This window comes from Streptomyces sp. NPDC046712 (assembly GCF_040645695.1).
GTDB lineage: Bacteria > Actinomycetota > Actinomycetes > Streptomycetales > Streptomycetaceae > Streptomyces.
Genome location: NZ_JBEYYW010000006.1, coordinates 238260 through 264722 on the forward strand (window position 1 = coordinate 238260; position 26463 = coordinate 264722).

Below are 26463 nucleotides of genomic sequence, written 5' to 3' on the forward strand. Positions count from 1 at the left end.
GGATAGGGCTCCGATCCCCTTGACCCGGTTGCTTCACCTGCGTGGCACGATGTGGAGGTTCGGTGAAGCGGAACGATAATCGCAGGCAGGTGCGATTCCCGCAGCGCTTTTCGCGCCACTTGGCCCGGGTGTTGTGCACTCGTTATGCCTGAGGCTCGTGTCATCAGCTGTTCGGTCGGCGCGCAGGACCGTTATACGCTTCAAAAAGGCTCCAAAATTGGGCATTCTTCGCATGTGGTGACCTTGGACGAACGGCCTCAGCTGATCGACGCACTCTCCGCCCTGCGCGACTGTGTCGCCGCCGTGCGTCTCCCTCTCCCTCTCCCAGGCGCTCCACGCGCCCGGCAGAACCGCTCCGAACTGCTCGCCCAGCTCGACGACTATCTGGTGCCCCGGCTGAAGGACCCCGACGCCCCTCTCCTCGCCGTCGTCGGCGGCTCCACCGGGGCCGGCAAGTCCACCCTCGTCAACTCCCTTGTGGGGCGGCGAGTCAGCGAAGCCGGCGTGCTCCGCCCCACCACGCGCACACCCGTCCTCGTCTGCCACCCCGACGACCACCACTGGTTCGCCGGGATGCGCGTCCTGCCCCAGCTCACCCGCGTCTGGCTGCCCCAGCAGGACGACGACCACCCGGCCGAGGAGCCCCAGGAGGACAACGCCCTGCGCGTCGAGACGTCCTCCGCCCTGGCCCGCGGACTCGCCCTGCTCGACGCACCCGACATCGATTCCCTCGTCGTCGAGAACCGGCTGCTCGCCGCCGAGTTGATCTGCGCCGCCGACATCTGGGTGATGGTCACGACCGCCTCCCGGTACGCCGACGCCATCCCCTGGCATCTGCTCCGTACCGCCAAGGAGTACGACGCCACCCTCGTCACCGTCCTCGACCGCGTCCCCCACCAGATCATCGGCGAGGTCTCCCGCCAGTACGAGGCCCTGCTCCACAAGGCGGGGCTCGGCGAGGTGCCCCGGTTCACCATCCCCGAGCTCCCCGAGTCCGCGGGTGGCGGCCGCGGGCTGCTGCCCGACACCGCCGTCGCCCCGCTGCGCGCCTGGCTCGCCCACCACGCGCAAGACCCCGCCGCCCGCCAGCAGGCCGTCAGCCGTACCGCCTCCGGTGTCGTCGGCTCGCTCGACTCCCGGATTCCCGAGCTCGCGGGAGCGGTCGCCGCCCAGTACGCCGCCGCCGTCCGGCTCGGCGGCGCCGTCGAGTCGGCGTACGCGGAACAGGCCGAGCGCCTCCGGCAGCAGCTGAGCCGCGGCGCCGTCCTGGCCGGGGACGCCCGTACCCGCTGGCGCGGCTACCCCCGCGACAGCTCCGCCGACGAACTCCTCGACGCCCTCGTCGAGTCCCTCGCCGCCCTCCTCCAGTGCGCGGTCGCCGCCGCCGACGAGCGCGTACGGGACGCCTGGCGCCGCGAACCCGCCGCGGGGGCCCTCGGCATCGCCGTCGCCGCCCCCGACCGGGAGGCGAGCGAACGGATCGAGATGACGGTACGGCGCTGGCGGCGCGTCCTCGAAGAGCTGGCCGAGGAGGAGCTCCGCACCACGGAGCGTCCGGGGAGCGCGCGCACCGCGGCCCCCGAGGCCGACACCGTCGCCGTCCTGCTCGCCGCCGCTCTCCTCGGCGGTCGCCGCACCCGCAGCGCCGGTGAACGCCTCGCCGAACTCCTCGGCGCCCAGGCCGCCCTGCGCCTGCGGGACAAGGGTGGCGAGCTGGTCATGACGTATCTCGACCGAGCCCTGTACACCGAGCGCGACCGGCGCCTCGCCCCCCTTGTGGCCCTCGACGTGACCCCCGAGCCGCAGGCGGAGCTGATCGCCGCGCTCTCCGTACTGCAGAAGGAGAAGTGACGAACGGTGAGCAGCAGCACGGGCACCACGGTGGACGACCGCTGGGACGACGGCCTGATCGCGCGCCGGGCGGGGGAGAAGAGCGGGGAGAAGCCACGTGATCCCTCCTCGCCGGAGGCAGAGCCCGAGGACTTCCCGCCCCTGGCCGGGAACTACGGCGGCTCCCTGCGCACCCGCCTCGACGCCCTCCACGAACTCGTCGGCCTCTCCCGTACCCGCCTGGAGACCGACACCCTCGCCGAGGCCGGGCTCGCCGAGGCCGGACGTGTCCTGGACGAGGCCGCCGCCCGCCAGCGGCTCTCCGCCCGCCACACCGTCGTGGCCATCGCCGGACCCACCGGCAGCGGGAAGTCCACCCTCTTCAACGCTCTCGCCGGCGTCCCCGTCTCCGAGACCGGGCTGCGCCGCCCCACCACCGCCGCTCCCATCGCGCTCAGCTGGTCCGAGGGGTCGGCGGGGCTCCTGGACCGGCTCGCCGTCCCCGGCCGGCTCCGCCGCCGCCCCCTCGCGGGCGGCGCCGGCGACGAGGACCTGCAGGGGCTCGTCCTGATCGACCTGCCCGACCACGACTCGGCCGTCACCGCCCACCGCGACCAGGTCGACCGGGTCCTCGGCCTGGTCGACGCCGTGATCTGGGTCGTGGACCCCGAGAAGTACGCCGATGCCACGGTCCACGAGCGCTATCTGCGCCCGCTCGCGGGCCACGCCGAGGTCACCTTCGTCGTCCTCAACCAGATCGACCGGCTGGGCGGCGAGGCGGCCGACCTCGTCCTGGACGACCTGCGCCGCCTCCTCGACGAGGACGGCATGGCCCTCGGCGAACACGGCGAGCCCGGCGCCACCGTCCTCGCCCTCTCCGCCCTCACCGGGGAGGGCGTGGGAGAACTCCGCGACCTGCTCGGCCGGTTCGTCCAGGAAAGGACCGCGCCCGCGCGCCGTCTCTCGGCCGACGTCGACGCGGCGGCCGCCCGGCTCAGGCCGGTGTACGTCTCCGACGGACAGACGGGACTGGGGGAGCGGGCGCGGGAGGACTTCGCGCGCCGCCTCGCGGTCGCCGTCGGCGCCACCGCCGCGGGCGAGGCCGCCGAACGCGTCTGGCGCCGGGGCGCCATCCGCGCCTGCGGCACCCCCTGGCTGCGGCTCTACCGCTGGTACGAGCGGGTCCGCGCGCACGGCTCCACCGACCCGCGGATCCAGACGCCGGTGGAGGACGAACTGACCGCGCGGCAACGGGTGGAACAGGCCGTACGGACCGTCGCCGACGAGGCGTCGCGCGGGCTTCCGGTGCCCTGGGCGCAGGCGGTGCGCGAGGCGGCGGCGCGCGGAGCCGAGGGGCTGCCCGAGGCGCTGGACGAGCTCACGGTGACCATCGGCGACCCGGCCGCCCGGCCGCCGCGGCCCGCCTGGTGGCCGGCCGCGGTCCTGGCCCAGGTCCTGATGACGTTGCTGCAGATCTTCGGTGCGGTGTGGCTGGTCGGCCAGATCGTCGGCGTGGTCGAGCCCGGTCTGCTGCCGCCGGTGCTCATCATGGTCGCCGGCATCGTCGGCGGGCCGCTGGTGGAGTGGGCGTGCGCCGCGGCTGTGAAGGGGCCGGCCCTGCGGTACGGGCAGGAGGCCGAGCGGAAGCTGCGGGAGGCGGCGGCCGCGTGCGGACGGGCACGGGTGCTGGACCCGATCGCGGCGGAGCTGATGCGGTACCGGGAGGTGCGCGAGCAGTACGTGACGGTGTCGGGGACGCGGGGCGGCGCGCGGGTGACACGGCTGGGCGGGGTGGGCGGTACACGATGGGGCGGTACGCGGCCGGGGGCGCGGTTGAGGTGATGAGCCCCGACTGTCACCCGTGCGGGTGACGGTCTTTTCCCCAGGCCATGACCTCTCCACAGGCTCCGGCACGTTCCGTCCGCCCGGTCCAGCATGGAACGGACGCGGAAGGGACCGGAAAGGGGAGGGACATGAACGACACGATGGTGACGCTGGTCGGGAACGTGGCGACGAGCGTGGAGTACCGGGACACGGCGACGGGTGGGGTGGCCCGGTTCCGTTTCGCCGTGACCGCGCGCCGCTGGGACCGGGGGCGGGGTGCGTGGACGGACGGACACACCAGCTTCTACACGGTGTTCGCCTGGCGGGCCCTGGGCGCGAACCTGGCGGCCTCGGTCTCGGTGGGCGAACCGCTGGTGGTGCACGGCCGGTTGCGGGTGCGCGAGGAGGACCTGGAGGAGGGGCGGCCGGACGGCAGGCGCCGGACGTTCGTGGACATCGACGCGCTGGCGGTGGGCCACGACCTGACGCGCGGCACCGCGGCGTTCCGTCGAGTGGTGAAGAGCGAGCCACGCCTGACGGAACGCCAGGGGAACGGGGGAGCCGAGCGGGACCCGTGGGAGGGAGCGGAAGCCCCCGGGACGAAGGCGCAGGGGGCGGAGGTTGAGGGGGCAGAGATCCCGAAGGTCCTGGAACCCGTGCTCTGACCTGAAGTTGTGGGGATTTGTCGATACTGTGACCAGCGCTTTCGCAGGTTACGGGCCCCGGTCATAACGATTCCGATTCGGAATGGTTATCAGACCGTACGAAGGGGCACTCGGCTCTTCCCCATCCCTAGGATTCCCGGGTACTCATACGGGACTTGAGTGGGGCCTTGAGTCACTTGAGTCAACTGGGTCTTGTGAGTCTGCTGGCGATGCGCTCCCCCCACGTGTCTCGACCAATGACGCGGAGCAGCTCGCCCGGAGGGGAAATTCATGTTTTCTGTACGGAGGCGCGGCGTTGCCCGCCTTGCCGCCGCGACCGTGGTCTCGGGCCTCGTCGCCGCGGGTGCGATGGCTGTCGCGGGACCGGCGGCGGCCGATGAGGGTCTGCAGGGAACGGGCGGCGCCACGGCCACGCTCGGTGACCTGAAGATCCACGACGAGGTGAAGATCGACGGCAAGCCGTACTCCGCCGGCCTCTTCGAGATGAAGGTCGAGCCCGGTGGCTCGATCCAGACCTACTGCATCGACCTGCACACCGATGCGCTGAAGGACCAGGAGTACAAGGAGGTCGGCTGGGACCAGTCCGTCCTCCACAACAACAAGAACGCCGGCAAGATCCGCTGGATCCTGCAGAACTCCTACCCGCAGGTGAACGACCTCGACGCGCTCGCCGCCAAGGTCGGCGCGAAGGACCTCACGGAGAAGACGGCCGCCGCCGCCACCCAGGCAGCGATCTGGTACTTCTCCGACAACGCCGACGCCCAGCCGGTCAACGAGGACGCTCAGGCCCTCACCACGTACCTGCGGGAGAAGGCCGTGGAGCTGGAGGAGCCGAAGGCCTCCCTCAGCCTCAACCCCTCCTCGGTCGCCGGCAAGGCCGGTGAGCGCCTGGGCCCGATCACGGTGAACACCAACGCCGCCAAGGCCACGGTCTCCCTGGCTCCGGGCGCCCCGTCCGGCGTGAAGCTCGTCGACAAGGACGGCAAGGTCGTCACCGACGTCGTCGACGGCGGCAAGGTCTTCTTCGACGTGCCCGCGGGCACCGCCGACGGTTCGGCCGCGCTGAACGTCAAGGCCGACACCACGGTCCCGATCGGCCGCGCGTTCGTCTCCACCAAGGTCAAGAGCCAGACCCTGATCCTGGCCGGCACGAGCACCTCCACCGTCGAGGCGAACGGCTCCGCGACCTGGGCGAAGAAGGGCGCGATCCCGGCCGTCTCGGCCGAGAAGAACTGCGCCAAGGGCGGCCTGGACATCACCGCCTCCAACGAGGGCGACGAGGACTTCACCTTCGAGCTCAAGGGCGTCAAGCACACGATCGCGGCCGGTAAGTCCGAGACCGTGACGGTCCCGCTCGCCGAGGACCAGGCGTACGACTTCACGATCAAGGGCCCGAACGGCTTCGAGAAGACCTTCAAGGGCGTCCTCGACTGCAAGCCGGCCACCCCGGCCCCGTCCACCACCCCGTCCACCGAGCCGAGCCCGGCCACGGCCGGCGGCTCCACGGGCGGCTCCACCACCGGCACCACCGGTGGCGGCGACCTCGCCGAGACCGGTAGCTCCAACGCCACCCCGATGATCGCCGGCATCGCCGTGGTCCTCGTGGCCCTCGGCGGCGGCGCGGTGTTCTTCCTCCGCAAGAAGAAGGCCGCCGGCCAGTAACCCCCGCTGAACGGCCCGCGACGGCCCCGGTGCGCACCCCGCGCACCGGGGCCGTCGCACGTGTGCGGCAGGTGGCTCACGCGGTCACCGAGGCGACCACGCACCCGCCGAGCGCCGGCGCCGTTCCTTGACCCCGCAGCAAGCGCTCGACGGGGCCTAGAGGCGACCGGTGGAGACCGACAGTGACAGGTCGGCTACCAGGGTGACTCAGGAACCCGCAGGTCAGGGGGTTCCGCGCCTACTGGTTTCCGCCTGGGGGTGGCGGTCAGGCAAGATGGGGTGTATCTGCCCACTCACTCTTTGCCGGACGGTTTCTCTTGGCTGAGTACATCTACACGATGCGCAAGACGCGCAAGGCGCACGGCGACAAGGTCATCCTCGATGACGTGACGCTGAGCTTCCTGCCCGGTGCGAAGATCGGTGTGGTCGGCCCGAACGGTGCCGGTAAGTCCACCGTCCTCAAGATCATGGCCGGCCTTGAGCAGCCGTCCAACGGTGACGCGTTCCTGTCGCCCGGCTACACCGTCGGCATGCTCCTCCAGGAGCCCCCGCTCGACGAGTCCAAGACCGTCCTGCAGAACGTCCAGGACGGCGCCGCCGAGATCATGGGGAAGCTGCACCGCTTCAACGAGGTCGCCGAGCTCATGGCGACCGACTACTCGGACGCGCTCATGGAGGAGATGGGCAAGCTCCAGGAGGACCTGGACCACGCCAACGCCTGGGACCTGGACGCGCAGCTCGAGCAGGCCATGGACGCGCTGGGCTGCCCGCCCGGTGACTGGCCCGTCACCAACCTCTCCGGTGGCGAGAAGCGCCGCGTCGCGCTCTGCAAGCTCCTCCTCGAGGCCCCCGACCTGCTGCTCCTCGACGAGCCCACCAACCACCTGGACGCCGAGTCCGTGCAGTGGCTGGAGCAGCACCTCGCCAAGTACCCCGGCACCGTCGTCGCCGTCACCCACGACCGGTACTTCCTCGACAACGTCGCCGAGTGGATCCTCGAGCTCGACCGCGGTCGCGCCCACCCCTACGAGGGCAACTACTCCACCTACCTCGACACCAAGGCGACCCGCCTCAAGGTCGAGGGCCAGAAGGACGCCAAGCGTGCGAAGCGTCTGAAGGAGGAGCTCGAGTGGGTGCGGTCGAACGCCAAGGGGCGTCAGGCCAAGTCCAAGGCCCGTCTCGCTCGCTACGAGGAGATGGCCGCCGAGGCCGACAAGATGCGGAAGCTGGACTTCGAGGAGATCCAGATCCCGCCGGGCCCGCGTCTGGGCTCCATCGTCGTCGAGGTCAACAACCTCTCCAAGGCCTTCGGCGAGAAGGTCCTCATCGACGACCTCTCCTTCACGCTGCCGCGTAACGGCATCGTCGGTGTCATCGGCCCGAACGGCGCCGGCAAGACCACGCTCTTCAAGATGATCCAGGGCCTCGAGACCCCGGACTCCGGCGACATCAAGGTCGGCGAGACCGTCAAGATCTCGTACGTCGACCAGAGCCGCGCCAACATCGACCCCAAGAAGACGCTGTGGGCCGTCGTCTCCGACGAGCTGGACTACATCAACGTCGGCCACGTCGAGATGCCGTCCCGTGCGTACGTCTCCGCGTTCGGCTTCAAGGGCCCGGACCAGCAGAAGCCGGCCGGCGTCCTCTCCGGCGGTGAGCGCAACCGCCTCAACCTCGCGCTCACCCTCAAGCAGGGCGGCAACCTGCTGCTCCTCGACGAGCCGACCAACGACCTCGACGTCGAGACCCTCGGTTCGCTCGAGAACGCGCTCCTGGAGTTCCCGGGTGCGGCCGTGGTCGTCTCCCACGACCGCTGGTTCCTGGACAGGGTCGCCACGCACATCCTGGCGTACGAGGGCGACTCGAAGTGGTTCTGGTTCGAGGGCAACTTCGAGTCCTACGAGAAGAACAAGATCGAGCGCCTCGGCCCGGACGCGGCCCGTCCGCACCGCGCCACGTACAAGAAGCTGACCCGAGGCTGAGCGTGCGTCATATCTACAGCTGTCCCCTGCGCTGGTCGGACATGGACGCCTTCGGGCACGTCAACAACGTCGTCTTCCTGCGGTACCTGGAAGAGGCGCGGATCGACTTCATGTTCCGGCTGGCGCCGGGCGACGGTTCGCCGTCGTTCTCCGGCGGGTCCGTCGTGGCCCGGCACGAGATCGACTACGTACGGCCGCTGGTCCACCGGCACGCGCCGGTGACCATCGAGTCGTGGGTCACGAAGATAGGCGCGGCGTCGCTGACGATCGCGTACGAGATCAAGGACCCGGACGTTACGTACGTACGGGCCTCCACGGTCGTCGTGCCCTTCGACCTGGAGGCGCAGCGACCGCGCCGTATCTCCGCCGAGGAGCGCTCGTTCCTCGAGGAGTACGTCGACGACGGGATGACGGCCGCCGCATGATCGCGCCGCTGCACTTCGCCGATGCCAGGGAGGCGGCGGACCTCGCCGCCTTCCTGGCCCGGCTGATCCACTACGACCGCGCCGCCGCCGTCCGCCTCCAGGCGGGGGGCGGGGCGCTCGCGGTGTTCGGCCGGCCGCCGTCGTTCGAGGTGCTCGCCATCCGCACGGCGCGGCTGGTCGACGCGGTGGATCTGGACATCACGGTGTCCGCCGGTGAACTCCTCGAAGGCATCGAGGAGTCGGCCGGCAAGGCCGTCGTCCCCGGCGCCGTCACCGGCCCGCCGTGGGCCGGTGTCCTGCCGCCGCGGGGCGGCTGGGAGGCGGTCGCCGGAGTGCCGGGTGTCCCCGAGATGCGGGGCGCGGTCGCGGCGGCGGTCGCGGAATTCCGCTCCCGGGACGAGGAGTTGCCCGAGGAGCGGCGCACGCGGGCCGAGCGGGACCGCATCGGGCGCGAGATCTGGTCCCGGACCCTCGCCGACACCGGGCTGCCCCTGCGGGCCGTGCACGCCGCCCAGTCGCTGGGCTTCCTGCCGCCCCAGGAGATGCCGGTCGCGCTGTTCGCCTCGGGACCGTGGCTCCGGCTGCGCACCCCCTACGGCTCGATCGCGCTCCGTACGGTACCGATGGGCCTGACCGTCACCCCGGGCATCACGGCGCACTGACCCTCCGGGATTGAGCCGCGGCGCGCAGCCCGCTCGGGGACGGAGCCCCAGCGCGCGCAGCCCGCCCCGGTCACCGCCCCCGGGCTCATGGCCCTGAACGGCTGATCCGGATCCGGCCCTCCGCGCCCGCGCCCGTTCACCCGCGCCGCGCCCGTTCACCGCCGCAGCGCCCGTTCATCCGCGCCGCGCCCGGCCCTCCGCGCCGCGCCCGTTCACCCGCGCCGCCCCCGTTCACCCCCGCCGCGCCCGTTCACCGGCCCGCGTCGTCCCGTTCCTTGGCGTCCGGCCACACGCCGATGTGGTCCTGTTCCAGCTCCAGCATCACGCGTTGCTCCATGCCCAGCGTCTCCGTGTACTCCGCCGGGAGCTGCAGCCGGCCCGCTCGGTCGAGCATCGCGTACTCCCGCGCCACCACGGACTCCTGGCCCTCCGCGTCGACCTCCGTGCGGCGCAGGACCTCCGAGGAGGTGCGACCGTCGCGGATGGCGACCGTGCGGCGGACCTCGGAGGCCACCGCCTGGTCGTGGGTGACGATCACGATCGTCGTGCCCAGCTCCTCGTTGGCGCGGCGGAAGGCAGCGAAGACCTGTTCGCCGGTCGCCGAGTCCAGTTCACCGGTCGGCTCGTCCGCGAGCAGCACCGAGGGGTTGTTGGCAAGCGCGACCGCGATCGCGACCCGCTGCTGCTGGCCGCCGGACATCTGGTGCGGCCGCCGGTCCCGGCAGTCCGCGACGTCCAGCATCGCGAGCAGCTCCTCCGTCCGCTCGGCCTTCTTCGCGCGCCGCGAACCGCCCCGCAACTGCATGGGCAGCGCCACGTTCTGGGCCGCCGTCAGGTAGGGGAGCAGGTTGCGTGCCGTCTGCTGCCAGACGAAGCCCACCACGTCCCGCCGGTACCGCAGCCGCGCCTTCGCGTCCATGGCCAGCAGATCGCAGCCCGCGACCTTCGCCGCGCCGGCCGTCGGCACGTCCAGACCCGCCAGGATGTTCATCAGGGTCGACTTGCCGCTGCCCGACGCGCCGACGAGGGCCATCAACTCGCCCTCCTTCACCAGGAGATCGAGTCCCTGGAGCGCCTGCACCTCCACCCCGTCCGTGGTGAAGATCCGTACCAGCCGGTCGCAGGCGATCAGCGCGTCGTGTCCGTACGAGGGGCGGTCGCGGTGCGCGGTCGCCCGCTTCTCCAGCTCGGCGAGGCTGATGTCGGTCATCGTGCGTCTCCTGCCCTGAGTTCCTTGATCGAGCCTGTGCGCGCCGACCACCATGCCTGAAGGGCGGCCGCCACTGCCGCCAGGACCAGCACGCCCAGCGCCGGCAGCCCCAGCGACCACGGGTCCGCCCGCAGGGTCGCGCCGTCGAGCACGGCCAGTCCCGGCGCCGCCGCCAGGGAGAGCCGGACCAGATCCACGCCCGGCCCGAGCAGCAGGATCGTCGCCCAGCCGACGAGCGTTCCGCCGACCGCCGCGAGCAGCGCCTGCGGCAGCGCCTCGAGACCGAGGAGCCGCCTGCCCTGCCGCCGGGTCAGGCCCATGGTCCGCAGCCGGGCGAGGAGCGTGGCCCGTTCCGGCGCGGACTGCATCAGCGACAGCAGGACGGCGAGCACCGCGTAGCCGGCGCCCGCGCCGATCGCCGCCAGATAGATCCGCTCGGCGCCCGACTGCATCGGCGAGTCCACGTAGGTGGCCCGTCGCTCGGTCCGCAGGACCACCGAGAAGTCGGGGGACTTCGCGGCGACCGTGGCCCGCAGCGCCCTCCCGTCCACCGCGGGGCCGGACGCCAGCAGTGTGGTGTCCGCCCGGTTCGTCAGGTCGGCGGCGTTGACCAGCAGGAAGTCCCCGCCGGGCAGGGCCGGGGTGACGGCCCGAACCGCCACGATCCGCACCTTGAACTCACCGGCGGCCGCCGTCACGCTCTGCGGTTCGCTGCCGAGCCGCGCCGCGACCGCCGGCGAGGCGATCGCCGGCAGAATCCGCTGGTGGTCGATCCGGCCGCCCGTCCCGGTGGATTTCAACAGGCCGGCGGGGAAGGGGCCGAAGCCGGTCTGCCGGGCGAGCCGGGTGTACGACTCCGGCTCCACCCCCACCAGCGGTGCGGACCGGGCCTCCGTCGTACGGCCCGTCCCGACCGGCAGCAGCAGGCCGTACTCGATCTGGATCGCGGCCACGTCCCGCACCCCGGCCGAACCGCGCACCGCCGTCGCCAGACCGGCCGGCAGCGGCGCTCCGTCTGCCTTCCCCGTCACCCGCGCGTCGGCGCCCGTCTCCAGGAGCGCGGCCCGGTCGCGCGCGTCGGCCACCCCGGCGAGCACCGAGCCGCCGAACGCGGCCGTCGTCAGCGCCACCAGCAGCGCGAGCAGCGGCAGCGCTCCGGTCGCCGAAGAACGCCCGGCCCGGGCGAGCGAGAGGTAGCCGACCGCCCCGCGCAGCCTGCGCGCCGGGCGGGCCGCCCACCGCAGCGGCAGTGGGTACAGCCGTACGAGCACCAGCGCGGCGATCAGCGCGACCAGCACCGGCGCCGAGCTGACGAGGTGGTCACCGGAGTCTTCCGTGCCGCGGCGGCGCAGCGCGACGACCGCGCCGACGGCCAGGACGAGCACGGTGAGTTCGGCGACCGTACGGCCCCGGGAGGGGCGGGCGTCGACCACGTCCGTGCGTCCGCCTTGCGTGAGCGGCCTGCGGTGCAGGAACAGCGCGCGCAGCGGCAGCGCCAGCGTGGCCAGGAGCGCGACCGCGCCGGCCGCGGCCAGGGCCGGCAGGAAGCGGGCGTCCGGGAAGGCGAGCGTCGCGAGCAGCAGACCGAGTCCGGAGGCGGGCAGCGTCAGGACGGCCGTCTCGCCGAGCAGCCGGACGCCGATGCCGGCGAGCGAGCCGCCGCGCGAGCGCAGCAGCGCCAGCTCGGCGGAGCGCCGTGCCGCGAACAGGCCGCCGGTCATGGCGAGGACGACCGCCGCGACCGCGCCGATGCCGAACGCGGCGACGGCGACGACCGGGGCGATCGCCGCCCGCATCCCGCGGTAGCCCGCCATGATCTCGTCCAGACCGGTGGCGACCGCGCCGGTCCGGCCGACCGTCTCCCGTACCTTCACCAGGTCGGGGCCGCCGGCGAGCGAGGCGACCGCGGCGCTCAGCCGTGGCTCGTCCTGCGCGGTCAGGTGCCCCGAGGTGGGGGCGAGCCGCCAGTACAGCTCAGGCTCGCCGGTGCCCGAGAGGAGCACGGGGCCGCCGGCGGGCGCGAGCAGCAGCGTGGCCTGCCAGTAGAACTGCGTGCCGTCGCCGCGCGGGACCACGGCGTACAGGGGCGACCGCAGCAGTGGTTCGACGGACCAGTAGCCGCCCTCCGGGCGCACCGGATCCACGATGCCGGTGATGCTGACGGCGAGCGGGGTCGAGGAGAACTTGGACGGCAGGTGCACCACCGAACCCACCTTCAGCCGCAGCGACTTCGCCGTCGCCGTGGTGACGGCCGCCTCGCTCGTGCCCGTGGCCGGGTCGGCCTTCGTGGGCAGCCGGCCCTCCCGTACCGTCGTGTGCTCGGCGAGCCCGGACGGCGCGGCCAGCATGAATTCGGGCGGTATCCGGTACGGCTGGGGCAGCCAGGGATCGAGCCCGGCGGCCCGCTTGGTGGTCCGCACCCCGTGCACCGACTCCTCGTGGTCGACGCGCAGCGGCGCGGGCAGCAGTCGCTCCAGCGCGGTCCGCTGCCGGGCCAGCGCCTCGGCGCCCATGCCGCTCTCCCGGGTCTTCTGCGAGAGGTCGGGCGGCGGCGGGGGAGCGGTGAGTCGAGGACGGAGGTACGGGGCGCGGCGGCGGAGATGTCGTGGCGCAGGCCCTCGGTCTCGTACGCGTCGACGGTCCGCGGGAGGGCGGCGGCGAGGAAGGCGGTGACCAGGACGAGGAGCGCGAAGGCCCATGCCGTCCCCGGCGCGGTCCGCAGCCGGGTCCGCACCCAGGGCGCCACGGCGCGGGCGGGTCTGCCGTCCTTGCGGGGCATGTCGGTCGCCTTCCTACGCTGTTCCTTACGCATCACTGGTCCCCCTGGTGGCGCAGGGTCACGGCGGGGTCGGTGCGGCGCAGCGCGATCGTGGCGACGATCAGCAGCGGCAGCGCGGCGACCCCGGCGAGCAGCAGGGCCACGTGTCCGGGCGGGAGTTCGACCAGGACGCGGGGGACGGGCCGGGTCGCCTGCCCGGTCAGGACGACCAGCGGGACGACGGCCCGGGTCAGCACGGTGCCGAGGGCGACGCCCACCAGCAGGCCGATGCCGACCAGCAGGCCCTGCTCGGCGGCGATCAGCCGGGCCAGCTGGCGACGCGGGGCGCCGAGTGCCCGCAACACCCCGAACTCGGCGGACCGTTCACGGGTCGAGCCGGCCGCGCTGACCGCGAAGCCGACCGCCGCGAGCGCGGCGGCGGCCGCCGCCACCGCCATGAGCGCGGCGTTGGGGCCGGCGCCGAGCGGATCGCCGAGAAGCTCGGCGGCGGCCTCGTCCCGTACGAGCACCTGGCCGGGATCGGTGTCGGGGCGGGCGCGCAGCGTCCGGGCGACCTCGTCGGTCCGGCCGGGCTCGGCGGTCAGCCACCACTCGGTGGGCGCCAGGGTCGCGGTGCGGTCGGTGGCGAGGTACTGGTTGGCCGCGCGCAGGTCGACGAGGAGCGCGCCGCCGTCGTCGGGTGTGACGGACGGCGCGGTCGCGGACACGGTCCGGGCCCCGGCGCCCGTGGTGGGCAGCTCCCGGACGCTGTCCACGATCGTCACCTGCAGGCGCAGGCCGCCGAGCGACACCTCGACCCGTTCACCCTTCTTCGCTCCCGCCGCCGCGAGGAAGGCGTCGCTCGCCACCCCGCGCAGCGTCGTCGGCGGGGCGGGCCGCGGGGCGGCGATCCGCACGTGGAAGTTCTCGGGGCCGGCGAAGAGGTCCGTCGTCGACACACCGGCGACGGGGTAGGCGACCGAGTACGGCGCGGCGGCGCCGGAGCGCCCGGTGAGCGGGAGCGGGTTCTGCCACTCGCCGTTCGACGTCGTCCGGTAGCCCGTGGTCCAGGAGGCGAGGGAGCCGGCCGTGGCGTCGAGGGGGCGCTCGCCGCCTTCCTGGAGCGAGACGAGGCGTTCGACGGCGAACGTCTGCTGCCCGCCCGGCCCTTCGGTGGTCTGCCCGTCCAGCTCCACGCCGGTCAGGGTCAGTACGCCGTCGGGCGACGGGCCGGTTCCCTCGGGGCCGAGGTCGAGGGCGAGCCGGTGCGGCTTCCCGTCGGCGGGCAGCGGGCCGAGGAGCCGGCGGTACGGAATGCCGTGCCGGTCCTCCAGGACGACCGTCACCTGGACCGGCGTCGTGCCGGGCGGCGCCGTGCGCCGCAGGTCGAGGCCGAGACCACGGCTGCCGGCGGGCAGGGCGAGCCCCGGGCGGGGAACGTCCTTGGGGGCCGGCGACGTCAGCAGGGCGGAGACGGGGTGGTCGGCGAGGTCGTCGCGGAGCAGGAATCCGTCGGCGGCGTGCCGGGTGTCCAGGGCGAGGACGGTCGCGGTCCGGTTGCTCGCGAGGTCCGTGGTGGCGCGGTGCGCGGGGGCGGCCGAGCTGATCCCGGGCAGCGCGGCATAGCGTCCTGCCTGGGTGGGATCGGGGGCGCCGCCGGTCAGGACCCGCAGCGCCGTGCCCGTACGGAAGTCGGCGAGGTCCTCCTGCGAACGGTCCCAGGAGGCGCTCTGCCCGATCGCGAGCATCCCCATCGCGACGGCGAGGACGAGCAGCAGGACGGGCCCCGCGCCGCGCAGCGGCCGGCGGCTGAACTGCCAGCCGGCGAGCGCGGCGGGCAGTCCGCGGCCGCCCGCGGCGCGCCGCTCGGCGAGCCGGGCGGTGGGCGGCAGCAGACGCAGGGTCAGGACGGTGCCGGCGAGCAGCGCGAGCGCGGGGGCGGCCACGAGCAGGGGATCGATGCCGAGGGAGCCGCCGCGGTCGCCGCTGAGCGCGCCGGCGCCCCCGGAGGCTCCGGTCTGCCGGTCGAGCTGCCAGTAGGCGACGGCCGCGACGACGAGGAGGCCGATGTCGGCCCCGGCCCGCACGGGCGCGGGCAGCGCGGCCGTACGACCCCTGCGGAGCTTGACCACCCCGCCGTCCCCGGTGCTCAGCGCGGGCGCCACGACGGCGGCCGCACAGCACACGGCGACGAGCGCCGCGACAAGGGACACCTGGCCGAGCGGGGCGTCGTCGAGCCGCAGGCCCAGCGCGCCGAGTGAGGACCGGTCGGCGAGCAGCCGGGTCAGCGGACCCGCGAGGAGCGGTGCGATCACGGCGGCGGGCAGGGCGAGCAGCAGCGCCTCGACGGCGGCCAGCGAGGCGATCCGGCGCCGCGAACCGCCGCGGGCCCGCAGCAGCGCGGTCTCTCCCGACCGCTCGGAGCTGAGCAGCCGGGCCACGAGCAGCAGGGCGTACGCGGCGAGCAGCACCAGCTGCACGGCGACGATCATCAAGGTGGACCGGGAGACGAGCAGCGCCCGTTCCGTCTGTTCGAGGACGGTCGGCAGCGAGGTGCGCGCGGTGACGGTGCCGCCGAACCGGGACGTGTCGGCGGCGAGCGCTGTCGGCTCCGCCGTGGCGGAGGCGCGCAGCGCGTCCATCCGGCCGGTGGTGACCCCGGTGAAGTCGGCGGTGGCCAGCCAGGACGTCTCGCCCGGGGTGACCCGCCCGGAGCCGAGGACGGCGGGGTCGGCGACCAGCGGACCGTACGTCGTGAACACGACGGTCTGCACACCGTGCCCGCCGGCCTGATCCAGTTGCCAGTAGAGGTCGGTGAGGTCGGCGGGCCGGTAGAGGCCGGTGACGCGCGCCCTGACCGGCTTGCCGCCGAGCCGGTCGGTGAGATCGAGTACGGTCCCCGGCCCGATCCGCAGCCGCTCGGCGGCCTCCTCGGGTGCCGCGACCTCGACCGTGCCTCCCGCCGCGCCGTCGACCGTGCCTCCCGCCGCGCCGGCGCGGGGCCAGGCGCCCTTCACGAGCGTGAGGCGGGAGCGGTCGAGCGCGGCCAGGTGCGTGAGGTCGGGTTCGCCCAGGCGCGCGGCCGGATCCTGGAGGCTCCGGGGCAGTGCGTACGGCCCCGAGCGCTCCAGCTTCCGTACGTCCACCGGCAGCCCGTCGAAGGTCCGGCCGGCCCCCTCGCGCGCGGCCGCGTCGGCGCTCTCGCGCCGGGCCACCGGCACCTGCGCGGTGACGACCAGCGCGGCGGCGGGCGCGGCCCGGCCCCGCAGGGTGCCCTGGAGTGCCGCGTTGCCGATGGAGCCGGAGAAGGCCGCGAGCGCGGCGAGCACGGAGGTGGTCAGCAGCACGGCGAGGAGCGCCGCGGCGAGCAGCAACCGGTGAGCCCTGACACGCAGCAGTACGAACCCGGTCACCCATCCCCCTGAACCCCACCGAACGTTCATCCGATGCTTTCAGAGGGCAAGCGCCCCTGGAAACCGCTTGCACAGCGACCTTGACTCGATCGTGACCGTTATCCGGGGTTCGTGCTCCGGAATGCGTCGGTCCGTGGGCGGGCCAGGAAGCGGGCGGGCTGCGGGCGGGTCAGTCCGCGGTGTTCACCATCGACGCCGCCGCGTACGTCAGGTACTTCCACAGCTGGCTCTCGTGCTCGGGCGCCAGGCCCAGCTCGTCCACCGCGTCCCGCATGTGCCGCAGCCAGGCGTCGTGGGCCGCCTTGTCGACCGTGAACGGAGCGTGGCGCATCCGCAGCCGGGGGTGGCCGCGATGGTCGCTGTAGGTGCGGGGGCCGCCCCAGTACTGGATGAGGAAGAGCACGAGGCGCTCCTCAGCCGGGCCGAGGTCCTCCTCGGGGTACATCGGGCGCAGCAGGGGATCCTCCGCGACCCCCTGGTAGAAGCGCCGGACGAGCCGCCGGAAGGTCTCCTCGCCACCCACCTGCTCGTAGAAGGTCTGCTCCTGAAGTGTGCCGCGCGGAATCTCCATCACCGCTCCATCGTCTCAGATGCTCCGACCGAGGACCGGAGGTCTAGGACCACCGTCCGGCCACTCGCCTCCCCACGCGCCGCGCAGGACAGTGGAGGCATGGCCGCTCAGCCGGATGTGTTCGCCGAGGTCGGCGCGCGGGCGCGGCGGTCTCTCGTACGGGAGATCGAGGCGTGCGGCACGCTGCGCGACCCCGCCTGGCACGCCGCCTTCTCCGAGGTGCCCCGCCATCTGTTCGTCCCCTACTACTACGTCTCCGGGACCGGCGGATACGAGCGGCTCTGGTCCGGCGACCCGGACCCCGAACGGCGCGCCCGCTGGCTGCGCGGCGCCTATCGTGACGAGCCGCTCGCCACCCGGGTGCGGGACGGGGCGCTGGTCACCTCCTCCAGCCAGCCCTCCCTGATGGCGCAGATGCTGGAGGCACTGGAGGTACGGGACGGGCAGGACGTCCTGGAGGTCGGCGCCGGCACCGGCTACAACGCCGCCCTGCTCAGCCACCGGCTCGGCGCGGAGCACGTCACCACCGTCGATCTTGACGTGGAGATCACCGAGTCCGCCCGCGTCCATCTCGCGGCCGCCGGGTACCGGCCGGCCGTGATCACCGGCGACGGGGCCCGGGGCTGCCCCGCACGAGCCCCTTTCGACCGGATCATCGCGACCTGCACCGTGCCGTCGATCCCGTACGCCTGGCTCACCCAGTGCCGCCCCGACGCCCTCGTCCTCGCGCCGCTCTCCACCGGGCTCCTGCTGCTGCGGGTGGAGGACGAGGCCCATGCGGAGGGGCGCTTTCTGCCCACCTCCGCGTACTTCGTCGCACTGCGCGGCGGCAACGCCCGCTTCCCCCGCAGGCGGCCGATGGGACTGCCCCGGCAGGTGTACGACGACGAGTGCTTCAGCTTCCTGCGCACGCTGGTCGAGGACAGCCTCGACACGCGCGAAGCGCTCTCGCTCTGGCAGCGCGAGCGGCGGCCGGAGCGGGAGCGCTTCGGGGTGACGGTGAGCGGGGGCCGGCAGTGGGCCTGGCTGGACGACCCCGGGGGGCCGTACGCCTGGCCACTGCCGAGCGGCTGACGCGAGGGTCGTCCGCGTTATCCGCGGCGGACCGTGATCGTCGTCCAGGCGCCGACGTGCACCCGGTCGCCGTCCTGGAGCTGGACGGGCACGTAGGGCTGGATCGGCTCCTCGCCGCCGTTGATCGTGGTGCCGTTGGTGGAGTTCTGGTCCACCACCGCCCACGATCCGTCCGGCTGCTGCACCAGCACCGCGTGCTGGTGCGAGACGCCCGGGTCCTCCGGTGGCACGGAGAGGTCGATGTCGGGGGACTCGCCGGTGGAGTGCCGGCGGCGGCCGATGCTGACCTGGTTGCCCTGGAGCGGCAGATGCTGCTCGGGGGAGTAGGCGGGCAGGTTCAGGCCAGAGGCCTCCGGACCGCTGCGCTGCATCATCGCCATGAAGTAGTCGCGGTCCGGCCCGATGTACGCCGACCAGCCCGCGGCGGGCCGCTGCGGCTGGTACTGCTGCTGCGGCGGCTGCGCCTGCTGCGGGGCGTGCTGCTGCATCGGGGGCGCCTGGGGCGCCTGCTGCGCGTGGGGTGCCTGCGGAGCCTGGGCCTGCGAGGGCGGCGGCAGCAGCCAGTCGTCGCCGCCTCCGGCACCACCGGAGGCCGGGTGCTGCGGCGGGGCCGGCGGAGCGGGCGGCTGAGGCGCCTGCTGCGCGGGCGGCTGTCCCTGGAAGAAGGACGGCGGGGGCTGCGGCGGTCCCTGCTGGAACCCCTGCGGTGCGTGCGGACCCTGCGGCGGCGGGGGTCCCTGGTGCTGCTGGGGAGCCTGAGGGGCCTGCGGCGGCTGCTGCTGCATCGGCGGACGCTGCGGCGGCGCCTGGTGGTGCGTGGGGTCGGCCGACAGCGGCTCCGCCGGGCGGTTCATCTGCGAGGGCCGCGAGCCCTGGTACTCGTACGGGTCCGGCTGCTGCGGCTGCGGCGGACGCGGCGGCGACTGGAAGCCCGGCGGCAGGTTGAGGCCCGGCGGCGGGCTCTGCTGCGAGGAGGGCGGAGCCACCGGCGTGTACGAGGTCGCCGTGTTGGTCAGGAAGTTCCAGCGGCACTCCTCGCAGAACGGGGCCATGGCCTCGCGCGGGGTGCGGCACTGCGGGCAGAGTTCCGCCTGGGCGGTGGCGTTCGGGTCGTAGCCGCCGGGGCCGGCGGTGCCCGGGCCGGGGTAGCCGTAGGCGGGAGGAGGCGGCGGGGGAGGCGGCGGTACGGCACCCGCCGGCGCACCCGCCCCGGCCATGCGGTGGCCGCAGACCTCGCACCAGTCGTCGGAAACCGACTGGTGTCCGTTCGGGCAGGTCGGCATGTCGGTGCTTCCCCCTCTCGTCGTCCGGCCCTCCTGGCCGGGCTACTTCTTGACGCGAACCGTCTTGGTGGAGCGGGTCTCGAGAGTCATCTCGTCCGCTTCCGCGACCTTCGCCTTCAAACGCACAGTACCTGTCGCCGCGTCGACGACGTCCACCACCTTCGAAAGCAGTTTCGCAGTGTCCTGGTTGCCCGAGGCGGCCGCCAGCTGCACCGCGCGCCCCAGCTTGGCCGTCGCGCCGTCGTGGTCGCCGGACTTGCGCGCGTCCAGGCCCTGCTGGATGACCTGCGCCAATTCGGCCTGGCCCGTGTAGTGGGCGACCTGCGGGTTGATCGACGTGGACATCGCCATGTCGTCCGTCCACACCGCCCGTACCAGGCCCTGGCCCAGCGATTGCGGGGTGCCGCCCGCCGGGTCCGGGACGATCAGCATGACCCGGGCGGCGAGCATCTCCTGGCCGATTTGAGCCTGGGGAACCTGGACGCAGACGTGGTAGTCCCGGGACTCGTCGCCCCAGGAACCGGTCGGGTAGTCGCCGGCCCGCGGGCTTGCCTCGGTGCGCCGGCCGGTCAGCTCCTCGACCGTAGGTGCGACCTGCTTCACGAACTTGATCTCAACCCCGACCGGGGTCCACAGGCGCAGCGCGACATCCGCGACCTCCTTGCCCATGGTGTTCTCCATCATGGAGGTGAAGTCCGCGGACAGACCCTTCGGGTCGGCCACGATGTCGGCCGTGCCGAGCAGGGCGGAGGCGATGCCGGTGACCTCCTTGACCTCCCAGTCCGTACCGACCCCACGCGCGTCGCAGGTGAACCGGCCCGCGCAGGCGTCGAGCGCGGCCCGCAGGTCCTCCGGCGACTCGTGCTCGTTTCGGCCGTCGGTGAGCAGGACGCCGTGCCGGATCGATACCTCGGCGGAGGCGAGCAGCCGGTCCGCGAGGCGCAGCCAGGTGCCGATCGCCGTACCGCCGCCCGCGCTCAGCCGGCGCAGCGCGTCCTTGGCCTGCCCACGGGTCGCCGGGCCGGCGACGGCGAGGGCGCCGTTGCCGGGGTAGACCTCCTTCGCCACGTGCGTACCGGCGATCACGGCGAAGGAGGTGCCGTCGCGCAGGGCGTCGATGGCAGCGGCCGTCGCCTCCCGCGCGCCCCGCATCTTGGTGGCCGGGTAGTCCATCGAGCCGGAACAGTCGACCATGATCACCACGGCGGCGTCGGCGCCGTTCCCGCTCCCGCCGAGCGCCGCACCGCCACTGGTGCCGCCGCCGGTCGAGGTGACCGTGACGATGGCGTTGACCTCACGGCCGCCCTCCGGCAGGAACTCGTTCTGGTACACGTCCACCGAGAACTGAGGCACGTTCGACTTGGAGAAGTTCGCCATGGGTTGAGGCTCCTCGACAACAAGCGTGAGACAGGCGTGAGACAAGCGCGGGAGGGCGTGAGAAGGCGTGAGAGGGACAGGGGGCCGGCGACCGCTCAGGCCGATCCTGCCCCTTGCGGAGAGAGGGTGAACGGCAGCAGCGCCACTGTTACGTTGTCGTGGCCCCCGCCGTCCAGGGCGTGGCCGACCAGCACCTGGGCGCCGTGCAGCAGCCGCCCGCCGGCGTCCGCCGGCACGACCCGGGCCATGTCCTCGGCGGCCTCCGCGTAGTTCCAGAGGCCGTCGGTGCAGACCACGACCACGCCGGGCCGGTCGGGCTTGAACGCGGCGGTGTGCGGCTCCAGTTCGTACGCGTCGGCGCCGAGCCAGCCGGTGATGGCGTGGGCGCGCGCGTCGGCGTACGCCTCCGCCTCGTTCATCAGGCCCGTGGCGACCATCTGGGCGGCCCAGGAGTCGTCCTGGGTGAGCCGGGCGGGCGGGGAGGTGCGGTCGTCCGGCACCCAGTAGGCACGGCTGTCGCCGACCCAGCCGACGATCAGCAGTCCGTCGGCGACGATCGCGCCGACGATGGTGCAGGCCGGGGCGTTCTGGTGGCGGTGCGGATCGTGCTCCATGCCACCCTGGCCCGGCTCCTCGGCCAGGGAGTTGACCGCCTCGGCGGCGGCGACGATCGCCTCGTGCATGGCCTGCTGCGGGTGGGCGCCGCGGGGCAGGGCGGTGAGCAGCGACTGACCGGCGGCGTTCGCGGCGGCGGCGGACGCCTCGTCGGGACGGGTCGCCGAGGAGACGCCGTCGCAGACGATCGCCAGGGTGGCGGGGGAGCCGTCGGGGAGCGCGGTGGCGGAGACGGCGAACGCGTCCTCGTTGCGGTGGTGGCGCAGGCCGCGGTCGCTGACGGCGGCGACCGTGGAGAGCTCCTGTTCCATGTGGTCGCGCTCGCGGGGCTGGGCGTGCCCGCAGTTCTCGCAGTACCCGTCGGGGTCCACGTGCCCGGCGCGGCAGGCGACGCACAGCTTCGTCCCGGCGGGCGGGGTCGCCGACGGAGGGGCGGTACGCGGGTCGGGCGCGGCGAGCTCGAAATCCCCGTCGGGGACGGGGGAGGCGGGGGCCTCCGGGGTGCCCGCGGCGAGCGCCGCGAGACCGCTGCCGGACGTCGCGGCCGCGTGCGGGCCGTCCGTACGGACGGGCACGGTCGGCAGGTCCCGGGCGGGCCGCGGCACCGACCCCTCCGGCTCGTGCGCGACGGCGCCGGGCGCGGCAGCCGGGTCCGGCGCGGTGTCCGGTGCCGGGGTCCCGGCGTCCGGAACGCCCTGCGTGTGCGCACCGACACCCGCATCGGCTGCGGCGGGACCGCCGGCGGGACCGCCGGCCCCCGGAGCGGCGCCGGCCGGTGGGGTTCCGTGGCTCGGGCCGCCGGGCGCTGGCATGCCCGCGGTCTGGGGTCCGTGTGCGGCGCCGGCCGGCGGGGCTTCGTGGCCCGGGCCGCCGGGCGTGGGCGTGGCCGCGGTCTGGGGGGCGTGCGGGGGTGTCGTCGGGAGGTCGTGGCCGCCCGAGTCCGTGCCGGGCAGGTCGCCCGGGTGCTGGGTCACCGTCGAGAGGGAGCCGGGTTCGCGGGCCGGGGCCTCCGGCCAGTTCACGGGCGTACCGATCGCCACCGTCGGACGGTCCGGCGGCGGCGCCGGTACGGCCGACAGGTCGTATCCGCACGCTCCGCAGAACCGGTCACCCGACTCCAGCGGCTCCGCGCAGCCGGGGCAGGCGGAGAGATCGTGCTCGGGCATCTGGGACATACTCACACCCACGTCCGGGGGCGGAAACGGTTGGCCCGCTCCACCAGTTCGATCCTCTCCTCGCCCCGCTGAGCGAGCCGGGCGAGAACCCGGTACGAGCGTTCGAGGCCGAAGCGCAGTCCGCGCTCGTCCAGTTCACTGCCGAGCAGACGTGTGCCGCCCGGTCCCGCTCCGGGACTTCCGGAGAGTACCCAGTCGAGCGCCGTGCCGAGGACCTCGGTCGACAACTGCTCCCGGCGCACCGCGTCCAGACCGAAGCCCTGGAGCGCGGAGACCTGCGCCGCCGCGGCCGTCAGATCCGCGCCGAGCGGCTCGTGCGACGGGCGTCTCCGCAGCCGGGCGCGTACGGCGGCGACCCGGGCGGCGGTGTAGTGGATGGACGCCTCCGGTACGGACTCCAGGGTGCGTACGGCTCCGGTGCGGTCGCCGGCCGCGAGCTGCACCCGGGCGAGCCCGAACGCGGAGCTGACGTAACTCGGGTCGGTCGCCCAGACCAGGCGGTAGTACTCCGCGGCGTTGTCCAGCTGGCCGAGGACCTCGGCGCAGATGCCGAGGGCCAGCTTGGGCGCCGGCTCCCCGGGGAACGCGTCGTAGATCGCGTCGAAGGACAGCGCCGCGTTCTCGTGGTCGCCGGTCACCAGGGAGGTGAGGCCGCGGTACCAGACCACCCGCCAGTCGTCCGGGAACTGCTCCTCCAGCGTGACCAGCGCGCGCCCGGCGGAGCCCAGGTCGCCCATCTCCAGGCGGGCCCGCAGCTCGCGCAGTCGCAGCTCCAGGGAGGGCGCGGGCGCGTGCTGCAGGGCGCTGATCAGCTCGGCGGGGGCGGAGGCCATCAGTCCGGCGAGGAAACCGGCGTTGGGGTCCCCGGGGTCCACCCGCGGTACGGGCAGCGCGAGCGAGGCCCCTCGCCCGTCGAGCGGTGTGAGGAACGGCCCGGCGGGGACCGATGCCACGACCGGGGCGACAGGCCCGGCGGGGACCGGTGCCACGCTCGGGGCGACGGGCGCGGCGACGGTTGCGGCCGTACCCGGACCGGCCGTACCTGGAAGGGCCGCGCCGGGAACTGCCGTACCGGGAGCGGCCGGCAGGGCCGCGGGAGCCGCCGGCGGGGCCGTCCGGTTCCGTCCGCGTCCCCGGCGGGTCTCACGCGCCCCGAGAACGGACACGTCCTCCGTCAGCTCCGCGAACAACTCCGTGTCGGTGACCCGCAGTTCCGTGCCGAAGAGCGTCGAGAGCGCCGGGCGCGGCCGACCCGACTGGAGGGCCACGACCTCCCGCAGCACCCCCGTCAGCTGGTCCGCCATCTCCTGCGCGGAGGCGAACCGGCGGGCCGGGTCGGGGTCCGTCGCGCGCACCAGGAGCCGGTAGAACGACTCGTACGTCCGGAAGACCTCGATGTGCTCCGGGTCGGGCAGCGAGTCCACGAAGACGTTGGTGTAGCCCTGGAAGTCGAAGGTCAGCACGGCCAGCGTGCGCGCCACCGTGTACAGGTCGCTCGCCACCGAAGGACCGACCTCGGCCACCTCCGGGGCCTGGTAGCCGACCGTCCCGTAGATCGCGGACTCGTCGTCGTCCATCCGCCGGACCGCGCCCATGTCGATCAGCTTGAGCTGGTCCTCGGTCTGGATCGCGTTGTCGACCTTGAAGTCGCAGTACAGCAGGTTCCGGCTGTGCAGGTGCCCGAGCGCCTCAAGGGCTTCGATCCCGTACGCGCACGCCTGCTCCACCGGCAGCGGATCGCGCCGGCCGTCCGGCGTCCGGCGGTCGTTGGCGATCTCCTTGAGCGACTTGCCGCCGACGTACTCCATGACGATGTAGCCGTCCATGGAGCCGGTGCGCTGGTCGAGGTGTTCGACGAAGTTGTAGATCCGGACGATGTTGGAGTGCTCGATCTCGGCGAGGAAGCGACGCTCGGAGATCGCCGCGGCCATCGCGTCCTGGTCGCCCGTGTCGAGCAGGCCCTTGAGCACCACCCAGCGGTCGGAGACCGCCCGGTCGACGGCGAGGTAGATCCAGCCGAGCCCGCCGTGCGCGAGACAGCCCGCGACCTCGTACTGTCCGTGCACGATGTCGCCGCCGCGCAGCTTCGGCACGAAGGAGTACGGGTGGCCGCACTTGGTGCAGAAGCCCTCCGTGCGGCCAGGCCGGTCACCGCGCGAGCGGCCCACCGGGGCACCGCAGTCCGAGCGCGAGCAGTATCGCTTCCGCTCCGGGACCTCGGGGTTCTCCATCACCGCGGCGCGCGGGTCGGGGCGCGGCACCTCCGGGATCGAGACCAGGCCGGCGCCCAGCCGGTTGCGCCCGGACTGCGCCGACGACGCGCCGGAGCTGCGCACCGAGACCGAACGGGTGCTGCTCCCACCCGACAGCGAGCGCGAGAGCCGCCCGGAGACCGAGCGGCGCGAGGTCGCCGAGCGGGAGGAGCGCGAGGAGCTGCGGGCCGAGGCCCGCGAACTCGACCGCGACGAACCGGACTCCTTGCCGGGCACGGCCAGCCCGGTCGGGTTGGACTGGAGCAGACCGCCGGGCGCGACGACGGGGGCGAGCCCGCAGGTGTCGCAGTACAGCTCGCCGCCGCCCATGTCCTCGTACGAGCCCTCACACGAGGGACGCTGACAGGCGCTCACCACTGACTCCCCCTGGCATCTCTGGGGCCGGACAGAACCTCTGCCGCGGCCTGCTGGTACCGCAGCACGGCCTGCTCGGCCACCCGCAGGTCGCACGGGGCACTCCACAGCATCCGGCGCGCCGCGTCGTACCGCTCGATCAGCAGCGGATCCTCCGCCGCGCCGAGGCGGGCGACCTTCGCCTTGTACGCGTCGAGCCGTCCGCGCAGCTCGGCGCGGACCGCGAGCGGCGCGGTGACGGCGGTCAAGGACTCGCGGGCGCGCAGCAGTTCGTCCTCGGCCTCCCGTTCCAGGGACTCCAGGAGCGGGGACAACCGGTGCCACTGGGCGTGCCTGCGGTACTCGGCGGCCGTCGAGAGCCGTTCCTGGAGGACCGTCGGCGGGCCGCTGACGGCCGGCACCTCGGAGGCGGCGATCTTGGCGAGGACCTCGCCGCGCGCCGCCCGGGCCTCGGCGAGCGTCCGGTCGGCCCGCGAGAGCACGTCCCGCAGCCGCAGCAGCCTCTCCTCGGAGTCCTGCCGGACCGCGAGGACCGCCTCGATCTCCCGCCGGATGTCCTCCAGGGCCCGCGCCGCCCGGTCGTACCGCTCGGTGTCGGGCCGTCCGCCGCCGGGCGCCGAACTGCCCATCGCGGGACGCCAGAAGGACAGCGGGTCGGTGACGACCTGGGCGCGCAGCGCGGTCAGCTCCGCCGTGATCGACTCCAGTTCGTCGCCGGCCGGGTGCTCCCCGGGGCGCACGCCGACCGAGTGCGCCAGCGAGCGCGTACGCCCCAGTTCGGCGGCGAGCAGATCTATCCGGGCGGGCAGCGCGGACCAGACGGCGTCGGCGGTCACGACCATGTCGAGCGAGGACGCGTACAGCTCGTTCATCCGCTCCACCAGCCGCTCCAGCGTGAACCGCTCGGAGAGCCGGGCCGAACCGGTGATCGACGGGGCGGGGTGCTGCGCCCCGCCGGAGACGAGGACGCTCTCGCCGCGCAGCCGCTCGGTCAGCTCCTCCAGGTCCTCGCGACTGGACCAGCGCCGCCGCGCCCGCAGCTCACGAGCTTCGCTCAGCGCGCCGGTGTACGCGTCGAAGTACGTCCAGAGCAGGGTGATGGTCCGCTCGGTGGACTGCCAGCGGTCCCGGGTCGTGCCGGTCAGCTCGGCGCCTTCCAGCAGCCTGCGGCCCGCGTGGTCCTGGAGAGCGAGGAGCGAGTCCTCGATCGCCTTGTGCTCCGCGCCGAGCCGCGCCAGCGCACGGTCCACCTCGTCCCGGTCCATCACCGGCCCGGGGGTGCCCGCGACGCCCATCGATCACCTCTCGCT

Annotated in this window: 16 protein-coding genes and 1 pseudogene; 8 read left to right on the forward strand and 9 right to left on the reverse strand. The window is 73.7% G+C overall.

The genetic code is table 11. From position 1 onward, the window contains the following. The first annotated feature begins 243 nt into the window (after window positions 1–243). From ABZ939_RS11255 to ABZ939_RS11285, 7 genes are all read left to right on the forward strand, one after another. Window positions 244–1851 (forward strand): dynamin family protein, encoded by a 1608-nt coding sequence (locus tag ABZ939_RS11255; RefSeq protein ID WP_361851929.1) that lies wholly within the window; start codon window positions 244–246, stop codon window positions 1849–1851. 6 nt (window positions 1852–1857) lie between these two features. Next, window positions 1858–3672, forward strand: a complete 1815-nt coding sequence (locus ABZ939_RS11260) for a GTPase (protein WP_361851823.1) — start codon at window positions 1858–1860, stop codon at window positions 3670–3672. 131 nt (window positions 3673–3803) lie between these two features. Beyond that, window positions 3804–4319: a single-stranded DNA-binding protein gene (locus tag ABZ939_RS11265; protein ID WP_361851825.1), complete on the forward strand. Its 516-nt coding sequence runs from the start codon at window positions 3804–3806 to the stop codon at window positions 4317–4319. A gap of 270 nt (window positions 4320–4589) precedes the next feature. Further along, window positions 4590–5981, forward strand: coding sequence for a Cys-Gln thioester bond-forming surface protein (locus ABZ939_RS11270; protein ID WP_361851828.1), 1392 nt, complete (start codon window positions 4590–4592; stop codon window positions 5979–5981). A 317-nt stretch (window positions 5982–6298) separates the two neighbouring features. Continuing rightward, entirely contained in the window at window positions 6299–7963 is a 1665-nt protein-coding gene (gene ettA, locus ABZ939_RS11275; protein ID WP_361851830.1) for an energy-dependent translational throttle protein EttA, read from the forward strand. Window positions 7964–7965: 2 nt separating this feature from the next. After that, complete coding sequence (locus tag ABZ939_RS11280) at window positions 7966–8388, forward strand: thioesterase family protein (RefSeq protein WP_361851833.1); 423 nt, start codon at window positions 7966–7968, stop codon at window positions 8386–8388. Continuing rightward, window positions 8385–9050, forward strand: coding sequence for a hypothetical protein (locus ABZ939_RS11285; RefSeq protein ID WP_361851836.1), 666 nt, complete (start codon window positions 8385–8387; stop codon window positions 9048–9050). Before ABZ939_RS11280 ends, ABZ939_RS11285 begins: the two co-directional genes overlap by 4 nt. Window positions 9051–9300: 250 nt before the next feature. Here ABZ939_RS11285 and ABZ939_RS11290 read toward each other — a convergent pair whose 3' ends face one another. From ABZ939_RS11290 to ABZ939_RS11305, 4 genes and pseudogenes are all read right to left on the reverse strand, one after another. Further along, window positions 9301–10260 carry an ABC transporter ATP-binding protein gene (locus ABZ939_RS11290; RefSeq protein ID WP_361851839.1) on the reverse strand — a complete coding sequence of 320 codons (960 nt, stop codon included), beginning with the start codon at window positions 10258–10260 and terminating at the stop codon, window positions 9301–9303. Beyond that, window positions 10257–13039, reverse strand: a pseudogene (locus ABZ939_RS11295) (FtsX-like permease family protein). Before ABZ939_RS11295 ends, ABZ939_RS11290 begins: the two are co-directional and overlap by 4 nt. Window positions 13040–13071: 32 nt before the next feature. After that, window positions 13072–16431, reverse strand: coding sequence for an FtsX-like permease family protein (locus ABZ939_RS11300; protein WP_361851842.1), 3360 nt, complete (start codon window positions 16429–16431; stop codon window positions 13072–13074). 169 nt (window positions 16432–16600) lie between these two features. Continuing rightward, window positions 16601–17005 carry a globin gene (locus ABZ939_RS11305; RefSeq protein ID WP_329120479.1) on the reverse strand — a complete coding sequence of 135 codons (405 nt, stop codon included), beginning with the start codon at window positions 17003–17005 and terminating at the stop codon, window positions 16601–16603. A gap of 96 nt (window positions 17006–17101) precedes the next feature. Here ABZ939_RS11305 and ABZ939_RS11310 point away from each other — a divergent pair, with 96 nt between their 5' ends. Next, on the forward strand, window positions 17102–18076 hold the full coding sequence (locus tag ABZ939_RS11310; protein WP_361851847.1) for a methyltransferase domain-containing protein: 975 nt from the start codon (window positions 17102–17104) through the stop codon (window positions 18074–18076). 17 nt (window positions 18077–18093) lie between these two features. On the opposite strand, the gene ABZ939_RS11315 is transcribed toward ABZ939_RS11310, so the two are convergent. The 5 genes from ABZ939_RS11315 to ABZ939_RS11335 all read right to left on the reverse strand — a co-directional run bounded on the left by ABZ939_RS11315 (window position 18094) and on the right by ABZ939_RS11335 (window position 26448). Next, the gene (locus ABZ939_RS11315; protein ID WP_361851850.1) at window positions 18094–19359 is read right to left on the reverse strand and encodes an FHA domain-containing protein; all 1266 of its coding nucleotides are present in this window, start codon (window positions 19357–19359) and stop codon (window positions 18094–18096) included. Window positions 19360–19401: 42 nt separating this feature from the next. Beyond that, window positions 19402–20736: a VWA domain-containing protein gene (locus ABZ939_RS11320; RefSeq protein WP_361851852.1), complete on the reverse strand. Its 1335-nt coding sequence runs from the start codon at window positions 20734–20736 to the stop codon at window positions 19402–19404. Between the two features lie 95 nt (window positions 20737–20831). Beyond that, window positions 20832–22526, reverse strand: a complete 1695-nt coding sequence (locus ABZ939_RS11325; protein WP_361851855.1) for a protein phosphatase 2C domain-containing protein — start codon at window positions 22524–22526, stop codon at window positions 20832–20834. A 2-nt stretch (window positions 22527–22528) separates the two neighbouring features. Beyond that, entirely contained in the window at window positions 22529–25156 is a 2628-nt protein-coding gene (locus ABZ939_RS11330; RefSeq protein WP_361851858.1) for a tetratricopeptide repeat protein, read from the reverse strand. Continuing rightward, on the reverse strand, window positions 25150–26448 hold the full coding sequence (locus ABZ939_RS11335; RefSeq protein WP_361851861.1) for a hypothetical protein: 1299 nt from the start codon (window positions 26446–26448) through the stop codon (window positions 25150–25152). The genes ABZ939_RS11330 and ABZ939_RS11335 overlap by 7 nt, the downstream gene beginning before the upstream one ends. Window positions 26449–26463: the final 15 nt, after the last annotated feature.